Annotated in this window: 19 protein-coding genes and 1 tRNA gene; 13 read left to right on the forward strand and 7 right to left on the reverse strand. The window is 56.4% G+C overall.

Going from position 1 to position 18,699, the window contains the following annotated elements; translation table 11 throughout:
- Positions 1 to 466 precede the first annotated feature (466 nt).
- From AB4N53_RS03085 to AB4N53_RS03110, 6 genes are all read left to right on the forward strand, one after another.
- Positions 467 to 2,500 carry an acyltransferase family protein gene (locus AB4N53_RS03085; protein ID WP_460118028.1) on the forward strand — a complete coding sequence of 678 codons (2,034 nt, stop codon included), beginning with the start codon at positions 467 to 469 and terminating at the stop codon, positions 2,498 to 2,500.
- 59 nt (positions 2,501 to 2,559) lie between these two features.
- Positions 2,560 to 2,985: a cell wall hydrolase gene (locus AB4N53_RS03090; protein ID WP_460118031.1), complete on the forward strand. Its 426-nt coding sequence runs from the start codon at positions 2,560 to 2,562 to the stop codon at positions 2,983 to 2,985.
- Between the two features lie 176 nt (positions 2,986 to 3,161).
- Positions 3,162 to 4,409, forward strand: coding sequence for a metallophosphoesterase (locus AB4N53_RS03095; RefSeq protein ID WP_460118034.1), 1,248 nt, complete (start codon positions 3,162 to 3,164; stop codon positions 4,407 to 4,409).
- Between the two features lie 160 nt (positions 4,410 to 4,569).
- Positions 4,570 to 4,646: transfer RNA gene (locus AB4N53_RS03100), tRNA-Pro, on the forward strand.
- 217 nt (positions 4,647 to 4,863) lie between these two features.
- A complete protein-coding gene (locus AB4N53_RS03105) occupies positions 4,864 to 5,040 on the forward strand; it encodes a hypothetical protein (RefSeq protein ID WP_460118037.1) in 177 nt (58 codons plus the stop codon).
- A 132-nt stretch (positions 5,041 to 5,172) separates the two neighbouring features.
- Positions 5,173 to 5,388 (forward strand): hypothetical protein, encoded by a 216-nt coding sequence (locus AB4N53_RS03110; protein WP_460118040.1) that lies wholly within the window; start codon positions 5,173 to 5,175, stop codon positions 5,386 to 5,388.
- A gap of 416 nt (positions 5,389 to 5,804) precedes the next feature.
- Here AB4N53_RS03110 and rtcR read toward each other — a convergent pair whose 3' ends face one another.
- The gene (gene rtcR, locus AB4N53_RS03115; protein WP_460118042.1) at positions 5,805 to 7,409 is read right to left on the reverse strand and encodes an RNA repair transcriptional activator RtcR; all 1,605 of its coding nucleotides are present in this window, start codon (positions 7,407 to 7,409) and stop codon (positions 5,805 to 5,807) included.
- A gap of 197 nt (positions 7,410 to 7,606) precedes the next feature.
- Here rtcR and AB4N53_RS03120 point away from each other — a divergent pair, with 197 nt between their 5' ends.
- The 3 genes from AB4N53_RS03120 (at position 7,607) to AB4N53_RS03130 (ending at position 10,491) form a co-directional block, all read left to right on the forward strand.
- The gene (locus AB4N53_RS03120) at positions 7,607 to 8,833 is read left to right on the forward strand and encodes an RtcB family protein (RefSeq protein WP_460118045.1); all 1,227 of its coding nucleotides are present in this window, start codon (positions 7,607 to 7,609) and stop codon (positions 8,831 to 8,833) included.
- A gap of 170 nt (positions 8,834 to 9,003) precedes the next feature.
- Positions 9,004 to 10,029 (forward strand): RNA 3'-terminal phosphate cyclase, encoded by a 1,026-nt coding sequence (gene rtcA / locus AB4N53_RS03125; protein ID WP_460118048.1) that lies wholly within the window; start codon positions 9,004 to 9,006, stop codon positions 10,027 to 10,029.
- 174 nt (positions 10,030 to 10,203) lie between these two features.
- Positions 10,204 to 10,491: a hypothetical protein gene (locus AB4N53_RS03130; protein ID WP_460118051.1), complete on the forward strand. Its 288-nt coding sequence runs from the start codon at positions 10,204 to 10,206 to the stop codon at positions 10,489 to 10,491.
- Between the two features lie 81 nt (positions 10,492 to 10,572).
- On the opposite strand, the gene AB4N53_RS03135 is transcribed toward AB4N53_RS03130, so the two are convergent.
- A complete protein-coding gene (locus AB4N53_RS03135; RefSeq protein ID WP_460118054.1) occupies positions 10,573 to 10,788 on the reverse strand; it encodes a hypothetical protein in 216 nt (71 codons plus the stop codon).
- A 127-nt stretch (positions 10,789 to 10,915) separates the two neighbouring features.
- The gene (locus AB4N53_RS03140) at positions 10,916 to 11,191 is read right to left on the reverse strand and encodes a hypothetical protein (protein WP_460118056.1); all 276 of its coding nucleotides are present in this window, start codon (positions 11,189 to 11,191) and stop codon (positions 10,916 to 10,918) included.
- Between the two features lie 183 nt (positions 11,192 to 11,374).
- On the opposite strand from AB4N53_RS03140, the gene AB4N53_RS03145 reads away from it, so the two are divergent.
- A complete protein-coding gene (locus AB4N53_RS03145; protein WP_460118059.1) occupies positions 11,375 to 11,704 on the forward strand; it encodes a hypothetical protein in 330 nt (109 codons plus the stop codon).
- Positions 11,705 to 11,733: 29 nt separating this feature from the next.
- On the opposite strand, the gene AB4N53_RS03150 is transcribed toward AB4N53_RS03145, so the two are convergent.
- The 3 genes from AB4N53_RS03150 to AB4N53_RS03160 all read right to left on the reverse strand — a co-directional run bounded on the left by AB4N53_RS03150 (position 11,734) and on the right by AB4N53_RS03160 (position 15,050).
- The gene (locus AB4N53_RS03150) at positions 11,734 to 12,678 is read right to left on the reverse strand and encodes an alpha/beta hydrolase (protein WP_460118062.1); all 945 of its coding nucleotides are present in this window, start codon (positions 12,676 to 12,678) and stop codon (positions 11,734 to 11,736) included.
- Between the two features lie 113 nt (positions 12,679 to 12,791).
- Complete coding sequence (locus AB4N53_RS03155; RefSeq protein ID WP_460118065.1) at positions 12,792 to 13,790, reverse strand: NAD(P)H-quinone oxidoreductase; 999 nt, start codon at positions 13,788 to 13,790, stop codon at positions 12,792 to 12,794.
- 60 nt (positions 13,791 to 13,850) lie between these two features.
- On the reverse strand, positions 13,851 to 15,050 hold the full coding sequence (locus AB4N53_RS03160) for a YbfB/YjiJ family MFS transporter (protein WP_460118068.1): 1,200 nt from the start codon (positions 15,048 to 15,050) through the stop codon (positions 13,851 to 13,853).
- A 109-nt stretch (positions 15,051 to 15,159) separates the two neighbouring features.
- Here AB4N53_RS03160 and AB4N53_RS03165 point away from each other — a divergent pair, with 109 nt between their 5' ends.
- Both AB4N53_RS03165 and AB4N53_RS03170 read left to right on the forward strand, forming a co-directional pair.
- Positions 15,160 to 16,035, forward strand: coding sequence for a LysR family transcriptional regulator (locus tag AB4N53_RS03165; protein WP_460125292.1), 876 nt, complete (start codon positions 15,160 to 15,162; stop codon positions 16,033 to 16,035).
- A gap of 250 nt (positions 16,036 to 16,285) precedes the next feature.
- Positions 16,286 to 16,702: a hypothetical protein gene (locus AB4N53_RS03170; RefSeq protein WP_460118071.1), complete on the forward strand. Its 417-nt coding sequence runs from the start codon at positions 16,286 to 16,288 to the stop codon at positions 16,700 to 16,702.
- 40 nt (positions 16,703 to 16,742) lie between these two features.
- On the opposite strand, the gene AB4N53_RS03175 is transcribed toward AB4N53_RS03170, so the two are convergent.
- Positions 16,743 to 17,465 (reverse strand): pirin family protein, encoded by a 723-nt coding sequence (locus tag AB4N53_RS03175; protein WP_460118074.1) that lies wholly within the window; start codon positions 17,463 to 17,465, stop codon positions 16,743 to 16,745.
- 220 nt (positions 17,466 to 17,685) lie between these two features.
- Between AB4N53_RS03175 and AB4N53_RS03180 the strand changes: the two genes are divergently transcribed.
- Positions 17,686 to 18,636 carry a GlxA family transcriptional regulator gene (locus AB4N53_RS03180; RefSeq protein WP_460118077.1) on the forward strand — a complete coding sequence of 317 codons (951 nt, stop codon included), beginning with the start codon at positions 17,686 to 17,688 and terminating at the stop codon, positions 18,634 to 18,636.
- Positions 18,637 to 18,699 lie beyond the last annotated feature (63 nt).

Raw genomic sequence — 18,699 nt, forward strand, 5'->3', positions numbered from 1 at the left:
TTGCCCTGATCACTCACCTCATGGGGGCAGTCAAAGAGCTGCGCGCGGAGTTGAATGCGCTGAAACCCGCAGCAGAGTCGCTGACGTCAGAGTAACGATGAGCGATACACAAGAACCCCGCCATCGAGCGGTTTTTTTTGCCTGGAGAAAAGTGATGCCTGTTACCGAAAGGGAGCGCAACGCGCATGCTGCGTGGTGGATGTTCACGGCATACGGGGTCTGAATAACACTTTAAAGGTACGCATTCATCGAAAGCTCGATGGCGTATTCGCGCTGGGCTGACCCCATACGTAGCTTTGGGGAAGTCGACGCTGAGCCTTGGTGTCCGGGTATAAAGGGGGCTCTGCCAAGTCGCATGGAAGGCGTTTCAATTGGAGTTCCATGAGCCTTGAACGTAGAATGAGAAAATTTTACGTGCTCCCTTCTGTGATTATTGGGAGCACTAGGCTCTATACGGAAATTGAAGATGAGTTCAGTAGCTGTTCCAGATTTGGCGGAGAGGCAAAAAGCAACGTCAATAAATGAAACTGGCGGTCACTTAAGATACAGGCCGGATATAGATGGGTTGCGAGCAATTGCTATACTGTCAGTGGTGGTTTTTCACGCCTTTCCATCTGCTGTTTCAGGTGGATTTGTCGGCGTCGATGTTTTCTTTGTGATATCGGGATACCTAATATCCAGCATTATTATGAAGGGAGTTGCATCAGGCACCTTCAGCTTCTACGACTTCTATATGAGGCGCGTTCGCCGAATTTTCCCGGCCTTGATGCTTGTTCTCACGGCAACATTTGCTGCTGGCTGGATAGTGATGATGGGGGACGAATTCAAAGCGCTCTCCAAGCACATCATTGCTGGTATAGGGTTCGTTCAGAACCTAGTTCTGTACACAGAAGCCGGTTACTTCGACGCAAGCGCCGAAACTAAACCGCTCATGCATCTTTGGTCGCTTGGAGTGGAGGAGCAGTTTTATCTAGTCTTTCCGGTAATACTGATTGTGCTGCATCGACTTAAAGTGAGCCTGTTTCCCGCGCTGCTGGTTATGGCTTTGATTTCGTTCACGCTGTCCATCGTAAAGATAGCCGACACGCCGGCCGGGGCTTTCTTCCTTCCTCAATACCGATTCTGGGAACTGATTTTCGGTGGCTTTTTGGCTTACGCATCTGTCCACGGCGGAAACCACAACACCGATCTTCAATCGGGGAGAGCCCGTAATGCGGCTTCAGTTTTGGGGCTGCTGCTGATTGCCATTGCGCTCGTGATGATAGACAAGAATCGTCAGTTTCCTGGCTACTGGGCGCTGCTGCCGGTCGCGGGGTCTGCGCTGATAATTTATGCCGGACCCAATGCTTGGATCAACAAACACGTCCTTGCGTCAAGGCTTATGGTTTTCATTGGACTCATCAGCTATCCGCTGTATCTATGGCACTGGCCGCTGTTTTCTTTCGCATACATTTATTTTTCGGGCACCCCTACAGCAGGTGTTCAAATGGCGATGGTAGGCGCGGCTTTTGTTCTCTCCTTTCTGACATATAGGCTTGTCGAGCTGCCTTTGCGTCAGCATGTATCCGGCAAGAAGGCCTTCGCCGTATTGATCGGAGTGGCGCTACTATTCATCGCTATTAGCGCTGTTGTTTTTTATAAAAACGGCCTTCCAGACCGCCAGGATGAGAGGCAGGAGTTTGCCGCATATTTTGCGAATGGCAGGCCAGACTGGCACTACTTTATCGAGAATAAAATACCAGAGCGTTATCGTTATGACTGCGACTGGTATAATCAAGAGGCGTTCTTTGGCGGAAATGCTACGAACGTTCCAATGCCGAGCATCGCTGAGAAATGCTTCAAGTCGTCCAGCGCCAAAAAGGTTTTGTTTTGGGGTGACTCGCATGCGCAGCAATATATCTATGGCGTTACGCACGAACTGCCAACGGACTTCGGAGTTCTCGTAGCCGCCACATCAGCATGCCTGCCGAACCTACCTGAATTGGATGCATCTCCCGCAGAATATTGCAGGAAATCGAATCAGTTCGCGATTCAAGCGATCAAAGACCAGAAGCCTGACGTTGTGATCATTGGGCAGATCGTTGCACATGATGTGTCTAACAGCCTTCCTAAGTTGGCGGCTGCACTCACTTCCTACGGCGTGAAGCATGTAATTGTCATGGGGCCAGTTCCTAGATGGGAAACACGCCTCAACCAGATTATCCTTCGGAAATATTGGAGCGCCACGCCAAGCTATATCAAGGATGACGTAATTAAAGACGTTCTAGATTCTGATTCAACGCTCAAATCAAAGTATGGCAGTGGTGAGGGCGGATTCCAATACGTATCAATGATCGACCTTCTGTGCGGCGAACAAGGGTGCAGAACATACATAGGATCAGATCGGAAAATTGGTATTACCACGTTCGACAACAGTCACCTGACGCCTGCCACTTCGATTTACGTTGCTCAGAAAGTTCTGGCTCCGCTTATATTGAAAGACATCGAAAACACCCGCTAGCCTCATAAATCCTAAGAAGCCCGCCACCGAGCGGGCTTTTTTTTCGCCTGGAGAAAAGTATGACCGAATCCGAGAAAGCCCGAGACGTCCTGGCCCGAACGCTTTGGGGCGAGGCTCGCGGCGAAGGCGTTGCCGGGCAGATCGCCGTAGCTTGGACCATCCGCAACCGCGTGTTCGATGGAAAGGAAAAGTCGTGGTGGGGTGAGGGCTATGCCGGCGTATGCCAGAAGCCGTATCAGTTCAGCTGCTGGAACAAGAACGACCCGAACTATCAGTTCCTGATCGGCGTGAAGGAAATCCCGTTCCGAGAACTGGCGCAATGTCGGATCGCCGCTGACCAGGTGATCGACGGCAAGGTGCCTGACCCCACCGACGGCGCAACGCACTATTACGCAGCCAGCATGTCGTCGGCGCCGAGGTGGTCTAGCGTTGCGAACGAGACCCTCAAGCTGGGTAATCACATCTTCTTCAGAGACGTGCCATGACCGATTTTTTGCGTCTTTATCAGCACTGCGGTCATCACCAGTCGAGTAACCTCGGTTGGCGCGCGACCGTGCTCAAAAATTTTCTATGATGGATTAAATGTAAAAATTGTATGAAAGATTGATACACATTAGAGTGCACGCAAAATAAGACATTAGCGCTGCTAAATGGAACTGAATTGAAAATAAAAATAGGGTTTTCTGTCGCGGTTGCCGCATTGCTGATCGGTTTATACTGCTACTTTGCATGGTCGCAAGAAATGCCTGCAAGAATAGTTTTTATATCTGATACCCATGCTTCGGTAGATGGAAAAGATCGAAGTATGGCTTGGGGTGACAATTCATTTTCACGCCTCAAACAGATAGTTTTGTCGGGAGAAGTAAGACCGACTCATTTGGTTTGGGTTGGCGACATCATGGATTTCCTTCCTTCGGAATGGGGGATCGTGCGCGGCTGGGTGACTTGGGTCGCCGCGCAGCGCCCCGTCGTCGACCAGCATGCAGTTATAGGAAACCACGATTACCTCTATTACAACTATCCAGAGATTCAAGGGGTATTCAACAATCCGCTGCACGACGGCTACCTGCGCACCGAAGTTGAAAGCTTTTTGAGCTCTCAAGTGAAGCCTGGCGATACCGAAATATTTGTTAATGGAATTGAGAATTTCGTGGAGGGCAGCCAAGTGCTTCTTCTGGAAACCCCGCAGAAGGACGCGGATGAGCATTTCTACATAGGGATGGTTCGGCATATAGACAAGCTTCGAAGCACTCTCCAACTTGACTCCACTGTGCCGACTGTTTTCCCAGTCGGCAGGACAGTAGTTCGGCAGGGCTTTACGGAAAAACGAGGTATCGCTAGCTTTCTGGAAACGTTTGAGGGAACAAAAACCACGACTACCAAAAGTGTATTTACTGTTGGAAACACGTGTTTTGTACTCATTTCGATGGATAAGTTTTTTGATTTTGACGATCACAGCAAGCGAACCAAGGCGTTTTCTGATGCCGACTTTCAGTGGTTAGAGCTTCAGTTGGCCACGTACCAGCTTACTCATAATCTCGTGGTAGTAACTCACGAAATGCCTGATAGCGGGGCTGCCCTTGGGGGGCTGTTCGATCCTACCGACACAGTTGATTACAATGCTGAAACCAGGTCTCGGTTGATGGCGCTCGCTGCTAAGTATGAGGTTTCTGCATGGATTTCTGGGCACACGCACCCAGATGCACGCAAGAACGTTGTTCACTCGATTGTGGGGGAAACTCATTTCCTGCTCGTTCCGAGCTTAGGTCTTGGCAGAGAGGGGCAGGCTCTTGTCCTAGTACCGCGTGGTGGCGGAAAATTTCTTGATTTCGAATACTGGTCGACTGACCAAAAGTCATACTTTGGAAAGACAAGCGTGCCAACCAGAATAATGGTAAGGGCGAACTGAGAGCGGCGATGAGGAGTTGACGAGCTGTAGGGTTTTGGATTGGTGTTCGGTCGGCAGAACGCCGGGGATGGTGCCAAAAAGGCTCAGTGACTTTCCGAGTGACTCTGTAACGGTTGCGCACGGTTGGGCATCGTTGCAGAGAGCGCCCAGCGCGAAGCCTCGGGTTGGCGGACTGTAGGTCAGTCCGCTTGCATGGGTTGCTAGGGGTCGAGTGTTCGAATCACTCCGTCCCGACCATATAATTCAATGACTTAGGCCAATGTTCACAGCATTGGCCTTTTTCATGCGTGTTAGATTTGGGGGCTTCTGGATTCCGATCAAGCCTTCAACTCCAAGTTGGGTGGCCCGTGGCAGGCAGAAGGTCTGTATAAAGCGCATTGATCACGTCATCCTTTTCCGCCATGCACGCGCCGCAGGTAGGTTATTAATAAAAATACTTGAAAGGAGTCGAGTCATGGACAAGGCGTTCAAACAGCCAATGTTTGTCGTTGGGCTGCCGCTCGCAGTTTGCGGCTTTGTTTTCGGCCTTAATGGTCTTCTCGCCAGCGGAACCTTTGCATACGTCGCGCCGGGGTTATTGATACCTGGGTTGGTTTTCATGTTGATAGGTTGGCTGCAACGGAATAAATGATTCATCGGATAGTTGAGCCCGATCGTTGGACGGGGCTTTTTCATACCCGCTCGTCGAGCAGATCGCACTCCCAGTCTGCGCATCTTCTCTGAATAGTAAGCGCAGCCCCTGCGCCACTGACGGGAGAGAATGATGATCGAAGACAACAACGGCCCTGAGGCGCCATATCCGGGTCCAAGCGAACAAACCCCTGACTCCGGCGAGGGTCATGATTCCGGTCTGGAGCAAGCTGAGTCTGAGCCGAAGCAGGGCACTGATGAACGACCAGAAGACTGGAATCCGCCACCCGGTAATCCCGGCTCTGATCAAGATGCCCAGACGGGCCGAGATAATGGCGGCGCTAAGTAAGCTCGATCAATTTTATCGTTCAGGAGACCCGGCCATCGCGCCGGGTTTTTATTGTCGCCGAACCCTCTATCGACATCCCCTAGCACAGACGGTTATCTAGACTTGAGAGGGCGAAACCGAGCGGCGCCGGCGGCTGGATGCTTTGATCCAGGCGCCGGCAACAAGCGTGTTCACTCTACGATACAGATCCAGCGGTGGTTGTATCGGTAGGGCGCGCGAGTGAAATGAGCATCGGAAACCATCTTCATGCCGCGCTCTTGAAGCGCTTCGGTCAGTTGTACGAGTGTCTCTGCCTGGATAGTCATTGCTGTCACCTCGTCAGATTTACTGCGTTCATAATTCTTGACCGAGAGATCAGGCGGCTAATTCATTTTTTCTACGGTATTCATTGACGCAGCATAAGCAGGAATGCAGCTTTACTTCGTGCCGACTACCTCGCTCCATTCAAGTCCGAACCGCCCCAGATACTTCCTCAATCGATCAGCATCATTGGGCTGCGCTTTGGCCTGCCGGGAAACACCGAACAGCCGTCGGCCGGCATCTGACAGGCTCTCCGCCTGACGACATACCTCGATAACCGCCTTCAGTTGCAAACGGTCGAACAAGTCCATCTTCTCGCCGTCTCCCGGCAAGTCAGCCGACACCGCAGCGGGTTGCGTCAAGCTCCACGCATACCGTAATCGATCAATCTCCTCGTCTACCTGCGCTTCGTCGATGCGCCCGCTGTCGGCCAAGGTCGCCATCCGCGTAATCGACGCGGACAGTTCGCGAAAGTTGCCCAGCCAGGCTGCTTCGCGTGAGCTGGCGAAGTCCAGGTAGCGTCGGCGCGCTTCGAGATTGAAGCGCACGTGCTGCCCGTGATCGCGAGCATGGCGTTCAAGTTCAAAGTCGATATTTGGCTCGATATCCTCGCGACGGCCGGCGAGGCCGGGGAGGTCGAACGTCCACAGGTTGATCCGAGCGTACAGGTCTTCGCGAAACAGTCCCTCGGCGACTCGGCTGCGCAAGTCGCGGTGCGTGCCGGCGATGATCAGGAAATCACTCTCGACTTCCTTGTCCGAACCCAGCGGAAAGAAGCGTTTTTCTTCGATTGCCTTTAACAGCATCGCCTGTTCGTCTGCGCCAAGCTCGCCGATTTCATCGAGAAACAACATGCCACCATCGGCAGCGCGCAGCAGGCCTTCGCGAGCGTTTTGCGCACCGGTGAACGCACCTTTGACGTGACCGAACAGGGTCGACATCGCACCGTCGCCACGCAGGGTGGCGCAGTTCACTTCGACAAAGCGCCCCTGCATCTGATGGCGATTGCGTTTGAGTTCGTAGATACGTCGGGCCAGGAAGGATTTGCCGGCGCCGGTCGGGCCGATCAGCAGCATGGGCGCTTTGGAACGCACCGCTACGCGTTCGATCTGTTCAATGGAACGGTTGAATGCAGAGTTGCGCGTGGCGATGCCGGACTTGAGAAACTGCAGGCCTTCGAGGCGCTTGCTGGCGAAGCGTGAGGCGATGCGATCATAACGCGACAAGTCGAGATCGATCAGCGCATGCGTGCCGCAGGCGGGCTCGTTAACGCTCTTGCGCTTGGCTGGAGAGGTCTGGATCAGGCGGGCCGGCAGATAGCGCGCTTCGGTGAGCAGGAACCAGCAGATCTGCGCAACATGGGTGCCAGTGGTGATGTGTACGAGGTAATCCTCAGTCTCGGTGTCGAAGTTGTAAGTCGTGGTGAAGTCGTGCAGGGCGCCGTACACCTCCTCAAAATCCCAAGGGTTGCGCAGCGACATCGGATGCAGACGCACTTCGGTACCTGGAGAGATTTGCTGAATGTCGCCAGTGACGCGCTCCGCGAGGCTGACGTCGCGCGCATCGAGGCCGTGAATCAGTTCAAGCCGATGGATCGGCAGATTGGCTTGTTGGCAAAGGCCGACTGTGGGACGCCACTGGCTCCATCGGTTTGCGCCTTTACCGACGCGATCGAGAGTGGCTCCGATAAATCCGATAGCGACAGTGAGTTTTTCAGACATGCTTATCTCAGAAGATAAATGACGATAGGCAATGATAATTTCCTTGAGGCGTTTTTGTCGTCGATTGCATGCGGAGACCGACTCAAAAAATTAATAAGGCCTTCTAAATCAAGGGGATGGATCAAATAACAAGGCGCGACATACGCAGCTGGCACAGCGGCTGCAATGCTCATGGAAACAAACAGGGACAACGATTTATGAAAGATCAAAGCTACCAGCTCCTCGAAGTCGCCAACGGCAAGCCAATCAAACTCTGGACCGAAGGTGTTCCGGTAGAAAACGAGGCGCGCGAGCAGTTGAAGAATACCGCGAAAATGCCGTTCATCTTCAAGCATCTGGCGGTCATGCCAGACGTGCATTTGGGCAAGGGATCAACCATCGGCAGCGTGATCCCGACAGTTGGCGCGATCATTCCGGCGACGGTGGGCGTCGACATCGGTTGCGGCATGATCGCTGCGCGTACGTCGCTGACGGCTGCAGATCTGCCAGACAACCTGCATGGCTTGCGTACTGCAATCGAACAAGCGGTGCCACATGGCCGCAGTTCCAATCGTTCGCGGCGAGACAAAGGCGCGTGGGACGAGATTCCTCAGCAGGCTGATCAGGCCTGGGCGGGGTTGCAGCCGCGCTTCAAATTGATCACCGACAAGTATCCGAAACTGGCCAACACCAACAACCGTGGGCACTTGGGGACGCTCGGCAGCGGCAACCACTTCATCGAGGTGTGCCTGGATGAAGCGAACCGTGTCTGGTTCATGTTGCACAGTGGTTCGCGAGGTGTCGGCAACGCCATCGGCAACCTGTTCATCCAAATGGCCCAAGCCGATATGCGTCAGCACCTCGCCAACCTGCCGGACCGTGACCTGGCTTATTTCGAAGAAGGTAGCCAGCACTTTGATGATTACGTGGAAGCAGTGGGATGGGCGCAGGATTTCGCCAGACAGAACCGCGAACTGATGATGCGTGCGGTCATTCAGGCGACGCGGCAGATCATTCGCAAGCCTTTCGAGGTCGCGCTCGAAGCGGTGAACTGCCATCACAACTATGTGCAGAAGGAGCGGCATTTTGGTCAAGACGTACTGATCACACGCAAGGGAGCGGTTTCGGCAAAGAAGGGTGAACTGGGGATTATTCCGGGCTCGATGGGTGCCAAGAGCTTCATCGTTCGCGGTCTCGGCAACGAGGAGTCGTTCAGTTCCTGCAGTCATGGCGCCGGGCGTACCATGAGCCGCACCAAGGCAAAAAATACGTTCACCGTCGCCGATCAGATTCGCGCCACCGCCCACGTGGAGTGCCGCAAGGATGAAGCGGTCATCGACGAAATTCCGATGGCCTACAAGGACATCGACAAAGTCATGCACGCCCAGCGTGAGCTGGTGGAAGTGCTGCACACCCTGCGTCAGGTGGTGTGCGTCAAGGGATAGCAATCAGTGCCGGCGAGAACGCTTCCGGGCGACGTCGCCCGGCTCTGCACCGGTGCATCGCAGCTGAACTCTAGCGCGAAATCCCGACATTATTCAGAACTCAGGAAAACCTGCGACGGCTGCATCGATAGCTCAGGTACACCGTCGGGTTGTATGCGTAAGGATTTGCAATGAAAGAAAAGATAGAACTGGACGGCGCCATTGGTGGCGGCCAGGTGTTGCGCAGTGCGCTGAGCCTGTCGATGGTGACGGGCCGGGCGTTTCGCATTGAACAGATTCGCGCCAGACGCAGCCGTCCGGGATTGCTGCGTCAGCATCTGACAGCCGTGATGGCGGCGGCCGAGGTTTGTGGTGCGCGGATCTCCGGTGCGCATTTGGGGTCGCAGGCCTTGAGCTTCGAACCGGGCGCAATCCGCGCAGGTGATTTCAAGTTCGCCATCGGCACGGCGGGCAGTTGCACGCTGGTTCTGCAGACTTTGCTGCCAGCCCTGATGCGGGCACCGCAGGCCAGTCGAGTGACGATCTCTGGCGGCACGCACAATCCGCTGGCGCCGCCGACCGATTTCCTCTCGCGCAGTTGGTTACCGCTGCTGCGGCGCATGGGCGGGGATGTCGAGCTGGACTTGATGCGTCATGGTTTTGTGCCGGCCGGCGGTGGCGAGATTGAAGTACGAGTGCAGCCTTCGAGCCTGATGCGACTGGATCTGCGTGAGCGCGGCGAGGCGATTTCACAACAGGCTCTGGCGCTGACTGCCGGACTTGCGCCCAGTGTCGCTCAACGAGAACTGAGTCAGGTGGCCAAGCGTTTGAACTGGCCACCGGCGGCGCTGCAACCGGTGACGATTGATCCGGCACGCGGCCCGGGCAACGTATTATTGCTGGAATATGTTTTCGAACATGTCACTGAGGTGTTCAGCGCGTTTGGCCAAGTGTCTTTGCGCGCCGAGAAGGTCGCTGATGCCGCGATCAATCAGGCTGCGGACTGGTTGCGTAGTGATGCGGCGGTCGCGGAGCACCTGGCCGATCAGTTGTTGTTGCCAATGGCGCTGGCCGGCGGCGGATCGTTCACCACGCCGCGCATGACTGACCACCTGCGCAGCAACATCGAAGTTATTGAGCTGTTTTTGCCGGTTCGTTTCGATTGCCGAGAGGAGGGCGGCGATCGCTTGCAGATAGACATTTTACAAACCGATTAGCAGCGTCCTGCGATACCGAAGGCAGTCGCAAAGCTTCGCTGAGCGCGCCGCTAGCCTTCAGCCATTAGCACATCCGACCTAATTGCCCCTGTTCCGGCTCGACTTTAAAGTCCTTTCGCTTGGCAGCTAATTGCCAGAATTTTTCCGGTATGAAAATCAAAAAGGTCGATCTGCATGAACTCATCAAGGACTATCCCGGTTCTCGCTTTATTCGCAACATTGGCGCTCGCGGTCTCTGGTTGCCAGACTGTCAAACCGGGAGAGAGTGATCTCAAAAATCGCGCACAGACCACCATCGGCAAACCTGTAATCAAGGTTTCCAATATCCGCAGCGACTTCAATACAACTTTCTATACCGCTCAAACCGAAAGCGGTGAATATACGTGCGAATTGCCGAGCGGCCCGATGGTTGCCCTGGGTTCCATGGGCATGGGGCTTGGCGCTCAGTGCACCAAGCAATGAAGAACCAGCCTCTTCGACGCTAAAAAAAAGGCCAATGTCGATGACATTGGCCTTTTCTCTTTAACGAATGCTCGGCGCAGATCAGCTGGTTTTCGAGTTCAGCTTGCGCAGTTCTTCGTAGGTCGCCGACTGCACGAACCAGAAGCCGGAGACGATGCACCACCCCAGGGTGCCGCCTACGAACATGCCGAGCCCCGAAAGAAAGTTTTGGCTCATCATGAACAGAGACACGATCAGGATGACTGCCAGTGCGATGTAGAGAACGATGTTATTGACGCCGATGACGAAATCTTTCATTTGCATTCCTTGGATGTATTTTCCTCTGGCCACCCTCTATGGTCGCCAGTGCGCGCATCATATTGATATCACCCTGTGTTGCGCTAGTTTCGACATCGGATTTTCGTTACTAAAAGCGAATCCACTCTTACTGAGCGGGTTTTTTATCTATGTCGCTGGAGTCGCTCGACGTCGCGGCATCCTTCTCTGTTTCATGCGGCTGTGAACCCGCGTTGGCGCCTGACGACTCTTCGCCTTTCTTGTTCGCCTTTTCGTCATGGTCGCGAGAGCTGTCTGCATGGTTGACACCAGGCAGGGCGGTGGCAGGGGTGGCGGCGCCCGCTGTCGTTTCGGCTGCCCAGGCGTGAAGCGGGCCGATCAGGCACAGGCTGGAAAACCACAGGGCGAGCATTTTATTGTTCATCACGTTGGCCTTCTACGCGGTGGATGTACTGCGTTGGATAGGCCAGCCGGCCAAAGGTGCGCGCTACTGGACGAGCGGCGAATTCACCTTGATAAAAAAATCCCGCCAGCAGGCAAATTGCTGGCCCCCAGACGCAATGCACCCCGGCAAAATCGCTTTTTTTCAAAAGGTTAGGCTGGCAATATGCGGACGATTGTCATCACCGTTGCGGCGTTTTCCCTGGCTTTGATCGCCTCGGGATTGCAGGCAAGAGAGTTAAGCAAGGGCCATCGCTTTGCCTGTACCTGGGGCTCGGACATTGCTGCCGGTGCGCAGCAATCCAAGCTGTCCGGGGTTTCGCTGTATGGCGCGCGCAAGCAACTGCAGGTTCGCCGCTTCCAGCAGCCATGGATGCGCATGACTGCGATGGGGATTACCGAGCAGACCTACAACAGCAGTTCGAAGCTCAAACCGGCAGCGGTCAAGCAGACCTATTACGAGCAATGCGTGCGCCACGAATTGGCCCGGCGCTGAGACTGTTTCAACCAAGCTGACTATTTGGTTCAAGAGTCGCGAGAGCCTTTGGCCACCGCCGGCCCGGCAACCCTGGGCAACGGTTTGCTTTGCATCAACGCATCCAGAGCCTTGCGATAACCCTGGCCACCGAGCGCCATGCTGTTGTTGTGCGTTGCTCCCGGCACCAGCAACAGGCGCTTGGGCTGCTCAGCGGCATTGAACAGTTGTTCGCTGAAGCGCGGCGGTACGAAGGCATCAGCCAGGCCATGCACCACCAGCAGCGGCATGTGAATGTCGGCAATCTTGTCGATGGAGTCGAATTTCTGCGACAGCAACCAGCGCACCGGTAGCGAGGTGTTGGCCACCGCGGCGGCCACATCGGCCAGTGAGGTGAAGGTCGATTCAATGACCAGTCCGCGCACCGGCAGAGGTGTGTGGTTACGCGCGGCGTTCTTTCCGAGCTCAGCGGCCAGATCAATCGCCACCGCACCGCCGAGAGAATGACCGTAAATCAGGCGTTTGTTCGGATCCGGTTGCAGCAGTTGAAAGCGTTCCCACGCAACGCGGGCATCTTCATAAACGCTGCTCTCGGAAGGCAGATCGCCCTTGCTCTGCCCGAACCCGCGATAGTCGATGGCCAGCACCGAATAGCCCGCCGCCCGCAGCTGTTCGATGCGAAACAATTGCCCGGTGAGATTCCAGCGCACGCCATGCAGATACAGAATCGCTGGCGCATTGGCACGTTCCGCCGGCCACCACCAGGCATGGATGTTCTGCCCCGCCTTGAAGCTTTTCGGTTGCAGATCGAGTTCTTGAACGCTGCCGGGCAGACCGCGATACCAGCCGGCCGTACCCGGTTCGATGCGGAACAGCAGTTTGCGCTCAGTGTGTTCCAGCACCGCACAACTCGTCGGCACGCCAATAATCAGCGCGGCCATCATGGCGAACGCCAGGCGGCGGCGTCGCAGACGAGTCAGGAAGGACAGGAACATTAATCGTTTCACCACTGCGCAGACAAAGAACGCTTTTTACCAGATGCCTCGGTCTGCGCGTGATTAATTTCGACCACCGCCCATGCGCAACGATTACAAAATGCTGCAATCGCTCATGCCACTTGCAGCACGATCTTGCCGATATGGTCGCCGCCCTCCATGCGGGCATGGGCCTGAGCCGCATCAGCCAGCGGGTAGACCTTGTCGATAATTGGCAGGCAGCGCCCGGCGGCCAGTGCAGGCCACACATGTTCCTGCAACTGATCGGCAATGGCTGCTTTCTCCGCAGCCGTGCGCGCGCGCAGCAGCGAACCGGTCACCATCGCGCGTTTGCCGAGGATCGCCAGCAGATCGATGTCGTTGGCGCGGGCGCCGCCAAGAAAGCCGAGCATTACCAAACGCCCGTCCATTGCCAGCGCGCTGATGTTGCCGTTCAGATACGAGCCACCCATGATGTCGAGAATCACATTCACGCCTTGTTCTGCGGTTTTAGAGGCAATGACCTTGGCGAAATCCTCTTCCCGATAGTTGATCGGTTGCCCGCCCAGCTGGCTGATCGCGGCGCATTTTTCAGCGCTGCCGGCAGTGGCGAACGCCTCAATGCCGAACTCACGGCAGAGCATCAACGCGGTGGTGCCGATGCCGCTGGTGCCGCCATGGATCAGCACGCGCTGGCCGGCAGTGGCGCCGCCGAGGCCGAACAGGTTGGCCCATACGGTGAAAAAGGTTTCCGGAATCGCAGCGGCCTGAACCCAGTCGACACCATCCAGTACAGGCAAAGTCTGGCCGGCTGGAACCGCGCAATATTCGGCGTAACCGCCGCCATTGGTCAGTGCGCAGACACGATCGCCGAGCGCAAACCGCGTTACTCCGGCGCCGAGCGCGACTACTTCGCCAGCCACTTCGAGACCGGGGATCGGGTCCATGCCGGGTTTCATCGGATACTTGCCGGCGCGCTGCAGGGCATCGGGGCGATTGATGCCGGCGGCGTGAACGCGGATCAGCACCTGGCCTTCGGCAACGCTGGGCAGAGACACGCGTCTGGCTTGCAATACTTCCGGGCCGCCTGGTTGGGTGATTTCGATACGAGTCATTTCGTTGGGCAGTGACATGTCAATTCCTGTGAAAAAGGTCGTGTAGATGGGAGCGCTGCGAGCGCGCAATGATTCCCTTCAGTTCGCCGCGCAACGAGTTTGAGTCGCAGCGGGCAGCCAGCGCATGGCTTGCTCCAGCAGCAGGGCAACGCCGATCGCGCCGGCGGCGATCATAAACAGCAGCGTATGCTGGCCGCCCGAAGCATTGAACAGCGCGGAATAGGCAAACCCTGCCAGCGCCTGAAAGGTGGCGAACGACACGGTTGCGCGGCTCCAGGCGATCTGCTGACGGTGATGCGACGGCACCAGCTCATGCACCCGCGCCAATGCCAGCGGTACGATGCCCGGCGGGAACGAGCCGAGAATCACCGCCAGTAAAGCCAGCGCCAGAAACGAATGTGTGACGGCCAATAAACCGAGGGCAATGGCTTGCACTACCAACACCAGCCGAATACCTGTGCGTGCGTTAAGCTGGTCAGCCAGAAACCCGTAAGTCACCGGCCCGACAATCGCTCCCAGGCCATACATGACCCAGACCATTGCGCCGATATGCGCCCCGGCGCCCAGTCCACGAGCCACGTAATCCACCAGAAACACCATGGCAGGCACCAGCCCGGCGGCCATGAACGCGTATTGTGCGAACAACAGGTAAACGCCCGGCGGTGTCGGCTCATCGGCTGACGTTGTGTGCGCTGCGACGGCTTGCGCGGTATCCGCAGGCCAGCCGAACCAGCTCAGCGCGGTCAACAACAACGCCAGCGCGCCCAGTCCCAGCCAGGTTGCCTGCAAGCCAAGGGTCAGCAGCGGCGGCACGAGGGTTCCGGAGCCGGCAATCCCGAGGCCGATACCAAGAAAGATTGCGCCACTGGCCAAGCCTCTGCGTGACGCCGGAACATGAGGCAGCACGGTTGCCGCGACCAGCACCATGATCGCGCCGCCAGCAATCCCGGACAGCAAACGCCAGCCGAAGAACCAGCTCACCGACAGCGGATAGGCACACGCAAAAAATGCTGCCGTGACTGCCAGCATCATCAGACGCAAGGCGTTGCGGTTGCGCAGTCGATGAGCCATGGGCCGACCGAGGAGGGCGCCAATCAAGTAGCCAACCAGATTGGCCGCGCCGAGATAGACGACATCATTGGCTGAAAACCACTGCGCCTGAATCAGCGAAGGGATCAATGGCGTGTAAGCGAAACGCGCCAGGCCAATACTGACCAGGCTGGCGCAAAGTCCGGCGAAGATCGGCAGCCAGATACCGGAATAGTTTGAAGTACGCATGATCGCGATCTCACAAGAGGTGTATGGCGCTCAGCTTATCGGCTATTGTTGCTGCGGATATGCAGCGATTAAGCGGCACGGTGATGCAAAAATGCTTCATGGGGGCAGCATGAATTGGGATGATGCGCGAGTATTTCTTGCGGTCTGTAGAGAGTCGACCTTGCGCGGTGCTGCGCGGGTTCTGGGCGTGGACCAAGCCACTGTAGGGCGACGCGTCACCGCGCTGGAAAAGTCTTTGAGCGCGACGCTATTCCTGCGAACCTCTGATGGCTATGCGCTCACGGCCGTCGGCGAGGCAGCGCTCAGAAGTGCGGAAAAAATGGAGCATTCGGCGCTGGAACTGGAGCGACACATCCACGGGCTGGACGATCGGCTGACCGGTAATGTAAGGGTCAGCACCACCGACTCGCTGGCCATCGATTTCATCATCCCGGCGATGGCGCGCCTGCATGACCAGCATCCGGAAGTGCAGATTCAGCTGGACGCGTCGACACAAATCCTCAGTCTGGCCAAGCGCGAGGCCGATATCGCGGTGCGCAATACCCGGCCGGATAATCCGGATCTTATCGCTCGGCGAATCGCCCGTTGGCCTGTAGGACTTTTCGCGGCGCAGGCCTATGTCGACCGCCATGGCGAACCGCAGCCGGGCAGTGCTTTCGAGGGCCATGATCTCGTGGTGTATCAGCCTTATTTGCAGAGCAAAAAAGACCTCACGCTGGTCTCTGAACCGTTGACCCGCGGACGCATCGTCGCCACGCTCAGCTCCAGCCTTCTAGTGCGTCGTTCCCTTGCCGCCGGCCTCGGCATAGGGGAAATCCCGGTGTATATGGGCGAGCGCGACGGCCTGTTCAGACTCTGGCCGGAGCGGACCCGGCCGCTGCCGTATGAAGTGTGGCTCGTCACCCACGCCGACTTGCGCCACACCGCGCGGGTACGGGCCGTGATCGAGCAGATCGTTGAGGTTTTTGCGCTGGAAAACGAATAAGTGGTTCAGGGTTTTGCCAGGGCTACAGCGTCTGACGAAACGGCCTACATCCGAGGCAGAATGGGCCGGCTTGTCGCCGAAGGCGATGAAATCTATTGTGACTGCAGTTCGATGCAGACCTCGGTCCTGCATCGAAACGAAGTGCCAGGGAAGGCCTCGGTAGCCATATAAAGGTGTTGAATTGAAAATCAGGGAAGTGAATCTATATGCAGACACGGACAGGTCGAATGCAGGGCGGGACGGGCAAACCATGAGCAGCATAAGTCGCGAAGAATTCGATGCCAGGATAGAAACCATCGAGACGAGAATGGATGGCCGCGTCGCAGAAATGCGCGCCGACATTCGCGGGTTCCTCGCTGCTCAGGCAGAGCGGGACAAGGCCCTACAGGAACGGGACAAGCGTTATGACGTGATGTGGATGGGCGTACAGAAAATTGCCGACGAATCGCGGGAAGCGATCAGACAGGCATCGACGGTAAAGGCCAATTACTGGGCTGCCACCACCGTGCATTTCCTCGGCGTGGCTTCCTTGTTGGTTGGCGCACATTTCGCCAATCAGGCGGCGGTGTTGACAACGATCCAAACCACCCTGGCAGCGATTCAGATTGGCAAAGAGGTCTCCGCCCCCAAACCAGTTGAACGAACCATTACGCTGCCGCCGCAATAAAAAACGGCCCTCGGTAGAAGGCCGTTCTCGATGCGCCAGATCATGGCATTTCCGGCTGCTCCTGAGGCCGCAGGTCGAACACGAGCACTTCGGCATCGACGCCGTTGCTCAAGGTAAGCAACTGTTCTTCACGAACCCGCACGCCATCACCTTCCTGCAAGAGTTGGCCGTTGAGCTCTACGCTGCCACGAGCGACGTGCACGTACGCGTAACGATTGGCAGGCAAGTTCAGCGTGGCACTTTCCTTGCCGTCGAATAACCCGGCGTAGACGCGTGCATCCTGACGGACTTTCAGAGAACCGTTGCCACCGTCCGGCGAGATGATCAGTTGCAGGCGACCGCGTTTTTTCTGCGCGCTGAAATGCTCCTGTTGATAGCGCGGTTTGGCGCCGCTGACGTCCGGCACGATCCAGATTTGCAGAAAGTGCACGGGCTTGGTGGCCGAGTGGTTGAATTCACTGTGCGCCACGCCGCTGCCGGCGCTCATCAGTTGCACGTCGCCGGGGCGGATCACCGAGCCAGTACCAAGGGTGTCCTTATGTTCCAGGGCGCCTTCGAGCACATAGGAAAAGATTTCCATGTCGCGGTGCGGATGTTGGCCAAAACCTTTGCCGGCGGCGACCCGGTCATCGTTGATCACCAGCAGATCGGAGAAACCCTGTTCACGCGGGTTGCGGTAGCTGGCGAACGAGAAGGTGTGAAACGACTTCAACCAGCCGTGATTGGCGAGGCCGCGATCGGAGGCTTTGCGAAGAGTCAGCATGATGAAATCTCCTGGCGGGACGTGAATTCGTCCGAGTGAGGAGAAGGTTACTGGTTACCCGACAAGGCAATAAGTAGATGGAAATTGAAAGACTGTCCGGTTCAGGTTGACAGTTTTGCGTTATGGTTGACGCATTCGAACACGCTCATGACAACTCAGTCGGCCATAATGCCTCGGCTGAAGCGTGCGTCTTGACCCTTGAATATGTGTGAAACCTGCGATGAAAACCGTAGCAATGGTGCTGTTCCCTGACTTTCTGATGCTCGACATGGCGGGGCCGCTGGAGGTGTTTTCAGTCGCCAACCGTTATCTGAAGCCTGATCTGCACTATCAACTGACGACGTTAGGCACAGAGCGCGGCTTGCTGAGGGCGTCCAATGGCGTGCAGGTTCAGGCTGACTTGCACATCGACGAAGCGGCCGAGCGCTATGACCTGCTATTGGTGCCGGGCGGACCCGGCGCCTATAACCAGAGATTTCCCGAGCTGTTTGGCTGGTTGAAAAAAGCCGTGCCGCGCGCGGAGCGTTACGGTTCGATTTGCACTGGCGCCTTTATCCTCGGCCATGCCTGCCTGCTTGATGGCTATCGCGTCACTACGCACTGGAACTACACCGAGCGCCTGATCAAGGCTTTTCCGAAAACCACGGTGACCACCGATCAGATCTACGTCGAGGATCGTAATCTCATCACCTCGGGTGGCGTGACGGCCGGCATCGATCTGGCACTGGCGGTAGTCGCCCGGGATCACGGCAAGAAAATCGCCCAGGACGTCGCCAAGGTCTTGTTGGTGGTCATGAAGCGCCAGGGCGGGCAAGCGCAGTTCAGCCCGTTGATGGCGGCAGTCTCACCGCAAGAAACGCCCATCACCCGCGCGCAGAATTACGTCCTTGAACACCTGGATGAGCCCTTCACAGTGGAGCGCATGGCCGGATTGGCGAACATGAGCGCACGGCACTTTGCTCGCCTGTTCTCCCGTGACGTCAACATGACTCCCATGGAGTTTCTGCAGAATGCCCGCATCGACTGCGCGCGAAACCTGTTGGAAACCAGCGATCTGCCGCTCAAGACCATTGCCTACAAAAGTGGCTTTGGCAGCGTGCGGCATATGCGCTCGTTGTTCGCAGAAAAGCTCGGTCTTACGCCGTTACAATACCGCGAACAGTTCAGCTAGAGCGGTTCTGTCCGTCTGACGCAGTCGGATGTCCGTACTGCGTCGGCTGTGGCGGTTGTATCG

It is taken from the genome of Pseudomonas sp. H3_E04, assembly GCF_054668915.1.

Excerpts from the sequence above, each read along its gene's own strand:
- AB4N53_RS03085 (WP_460118028.1), top strand. The coding sequence starts at position 467 with ATGAGTTCAGTAGCTGTTCCAGATTTGGCGGAGAGGCAAAAAGCAACG.
- AB4N53_RS03090 (WP_460118031.1), top strand. The coding sequence starts at position 2,560 with ATGACCGAATCCGAGAAAGCCCGAGACGTCCTGGCCCGAACGCTTTGG.
- AB4N53_RS03105 (WP_460118037.1), top strand. The coding sequence starts at position 4,864 with ATGGACAAGGCGTTCAAACAGCCAATGTTTGTCGTTGGGCTGCCGCTC.
- AB4N53_RS03110 (WP_460118040.1), top strand. The coding sequence starts at position 5,173 with ATGATCGAAGACAACAACGGCCCTGAGGCGCCATATCCGGGTCCAAGC.
- rtcR (WP_460118042.1), bottom strand. The coding sequence starts at position 7,409 with ATGTCTGAAAAACTCACTGTCGCTATCGGATTTATCGGAGCCACTCTC.
- AB4N53_RS03120 (WP_460118045.1), top strand. The coding sequence starts at position 7,607 with ATGAAAGATCAAAGCTACCAGCTCCTCGAAGTCGCCAACGGCAAGCCA.
- rtcA (WP_460118048.1), top strand. The coding sequence starts at position 9,004 with ATGAAAGAAAAGATAGAACTGGACGGCGCCATTGGTGGCGGCCAGGTG.
- AB4N53_RS03130 (WP_460118051.1), top strand. The coding sequence starts at position 10,204 with ATGAACTCATCAAGGACTATCCCGGTTCTCGCTTTATTCGCAACATTG.
- AB4N53_RS03135 (WP_460118054.1), bottom strand. The coding sequence starts at position 10,788 with ATGAAAGATTTCGTCATCGGCGTCAATAACATCGTTCTCTACATCGCA.
- AB4N53_RS03140 (WP_460118056.1), bottom strand. The coding sequence starts at position 11,191 with ATGAACAATAAAATGCTCGCCCTGTGGTTTTCCAGCCTGTGCCTGATC.
- AB4N53_RS03145 (WP_460118059.1), top strand. The coding sequence starts at position 11,375 with ATGCGGACGATTGTCATCACCGTTGCGGCGTTTTCCCTGGCTTTGATC.
- AB4N53_RS03150 (WP_460118062.1), bottom strand. The coding sequence starts at position 12,678 with ATGTTCCTGTCCTTCCTGACTCGTCTGCGACGCCGCCGCCTGGCGTTC.
- AB4N53_RS03155 (WP_460118065.1), bottom strand. The coding sequence starts at position 13,790 with ATGTCACTGCCCAACGAAATGACTCGTATCGAAATCACCCAACCAGGC.
- AB4N53_RS03160 (WP_460118068.1), bottom strand. The coding sequence starts at position 15,050 with ATGCGTACTTCAAACTATTCCGGTATCTGGCTGCCGATCTTCGCCGGA.
- AB4N53_RS03165 (WP_460125292.1), top strand. The coding sequence starts at position 15,160 with ATGAATTGGGATGATGCGCGAGTATTTCTTGCGGTCTGTAGAGAGTCG.
- AB4N53_RS03170 (WP_460118071.1), top strand. The coding sequence starts at position 16,286 with ATGAGCAGCATAAGTCGCGAAGAATTCGATGCCAGGATAGAAACCATC.
- AB4N53_RS03175 (WP_460118074.1), bottom strand. The coding sequence starts at position 17,465 with ATGCTGACTCTTCGCAAAGCCTCCGATCGCGGCCTCGCCAATCACGGC.
- AB4N53_RS03180 (WP_460118077.1), top strand. The coding sequence starts at position 17,686 with ATGAAAACCGTAGCAATGGTGCTGTTCCCTGACTTTCTGATGCTCGAC.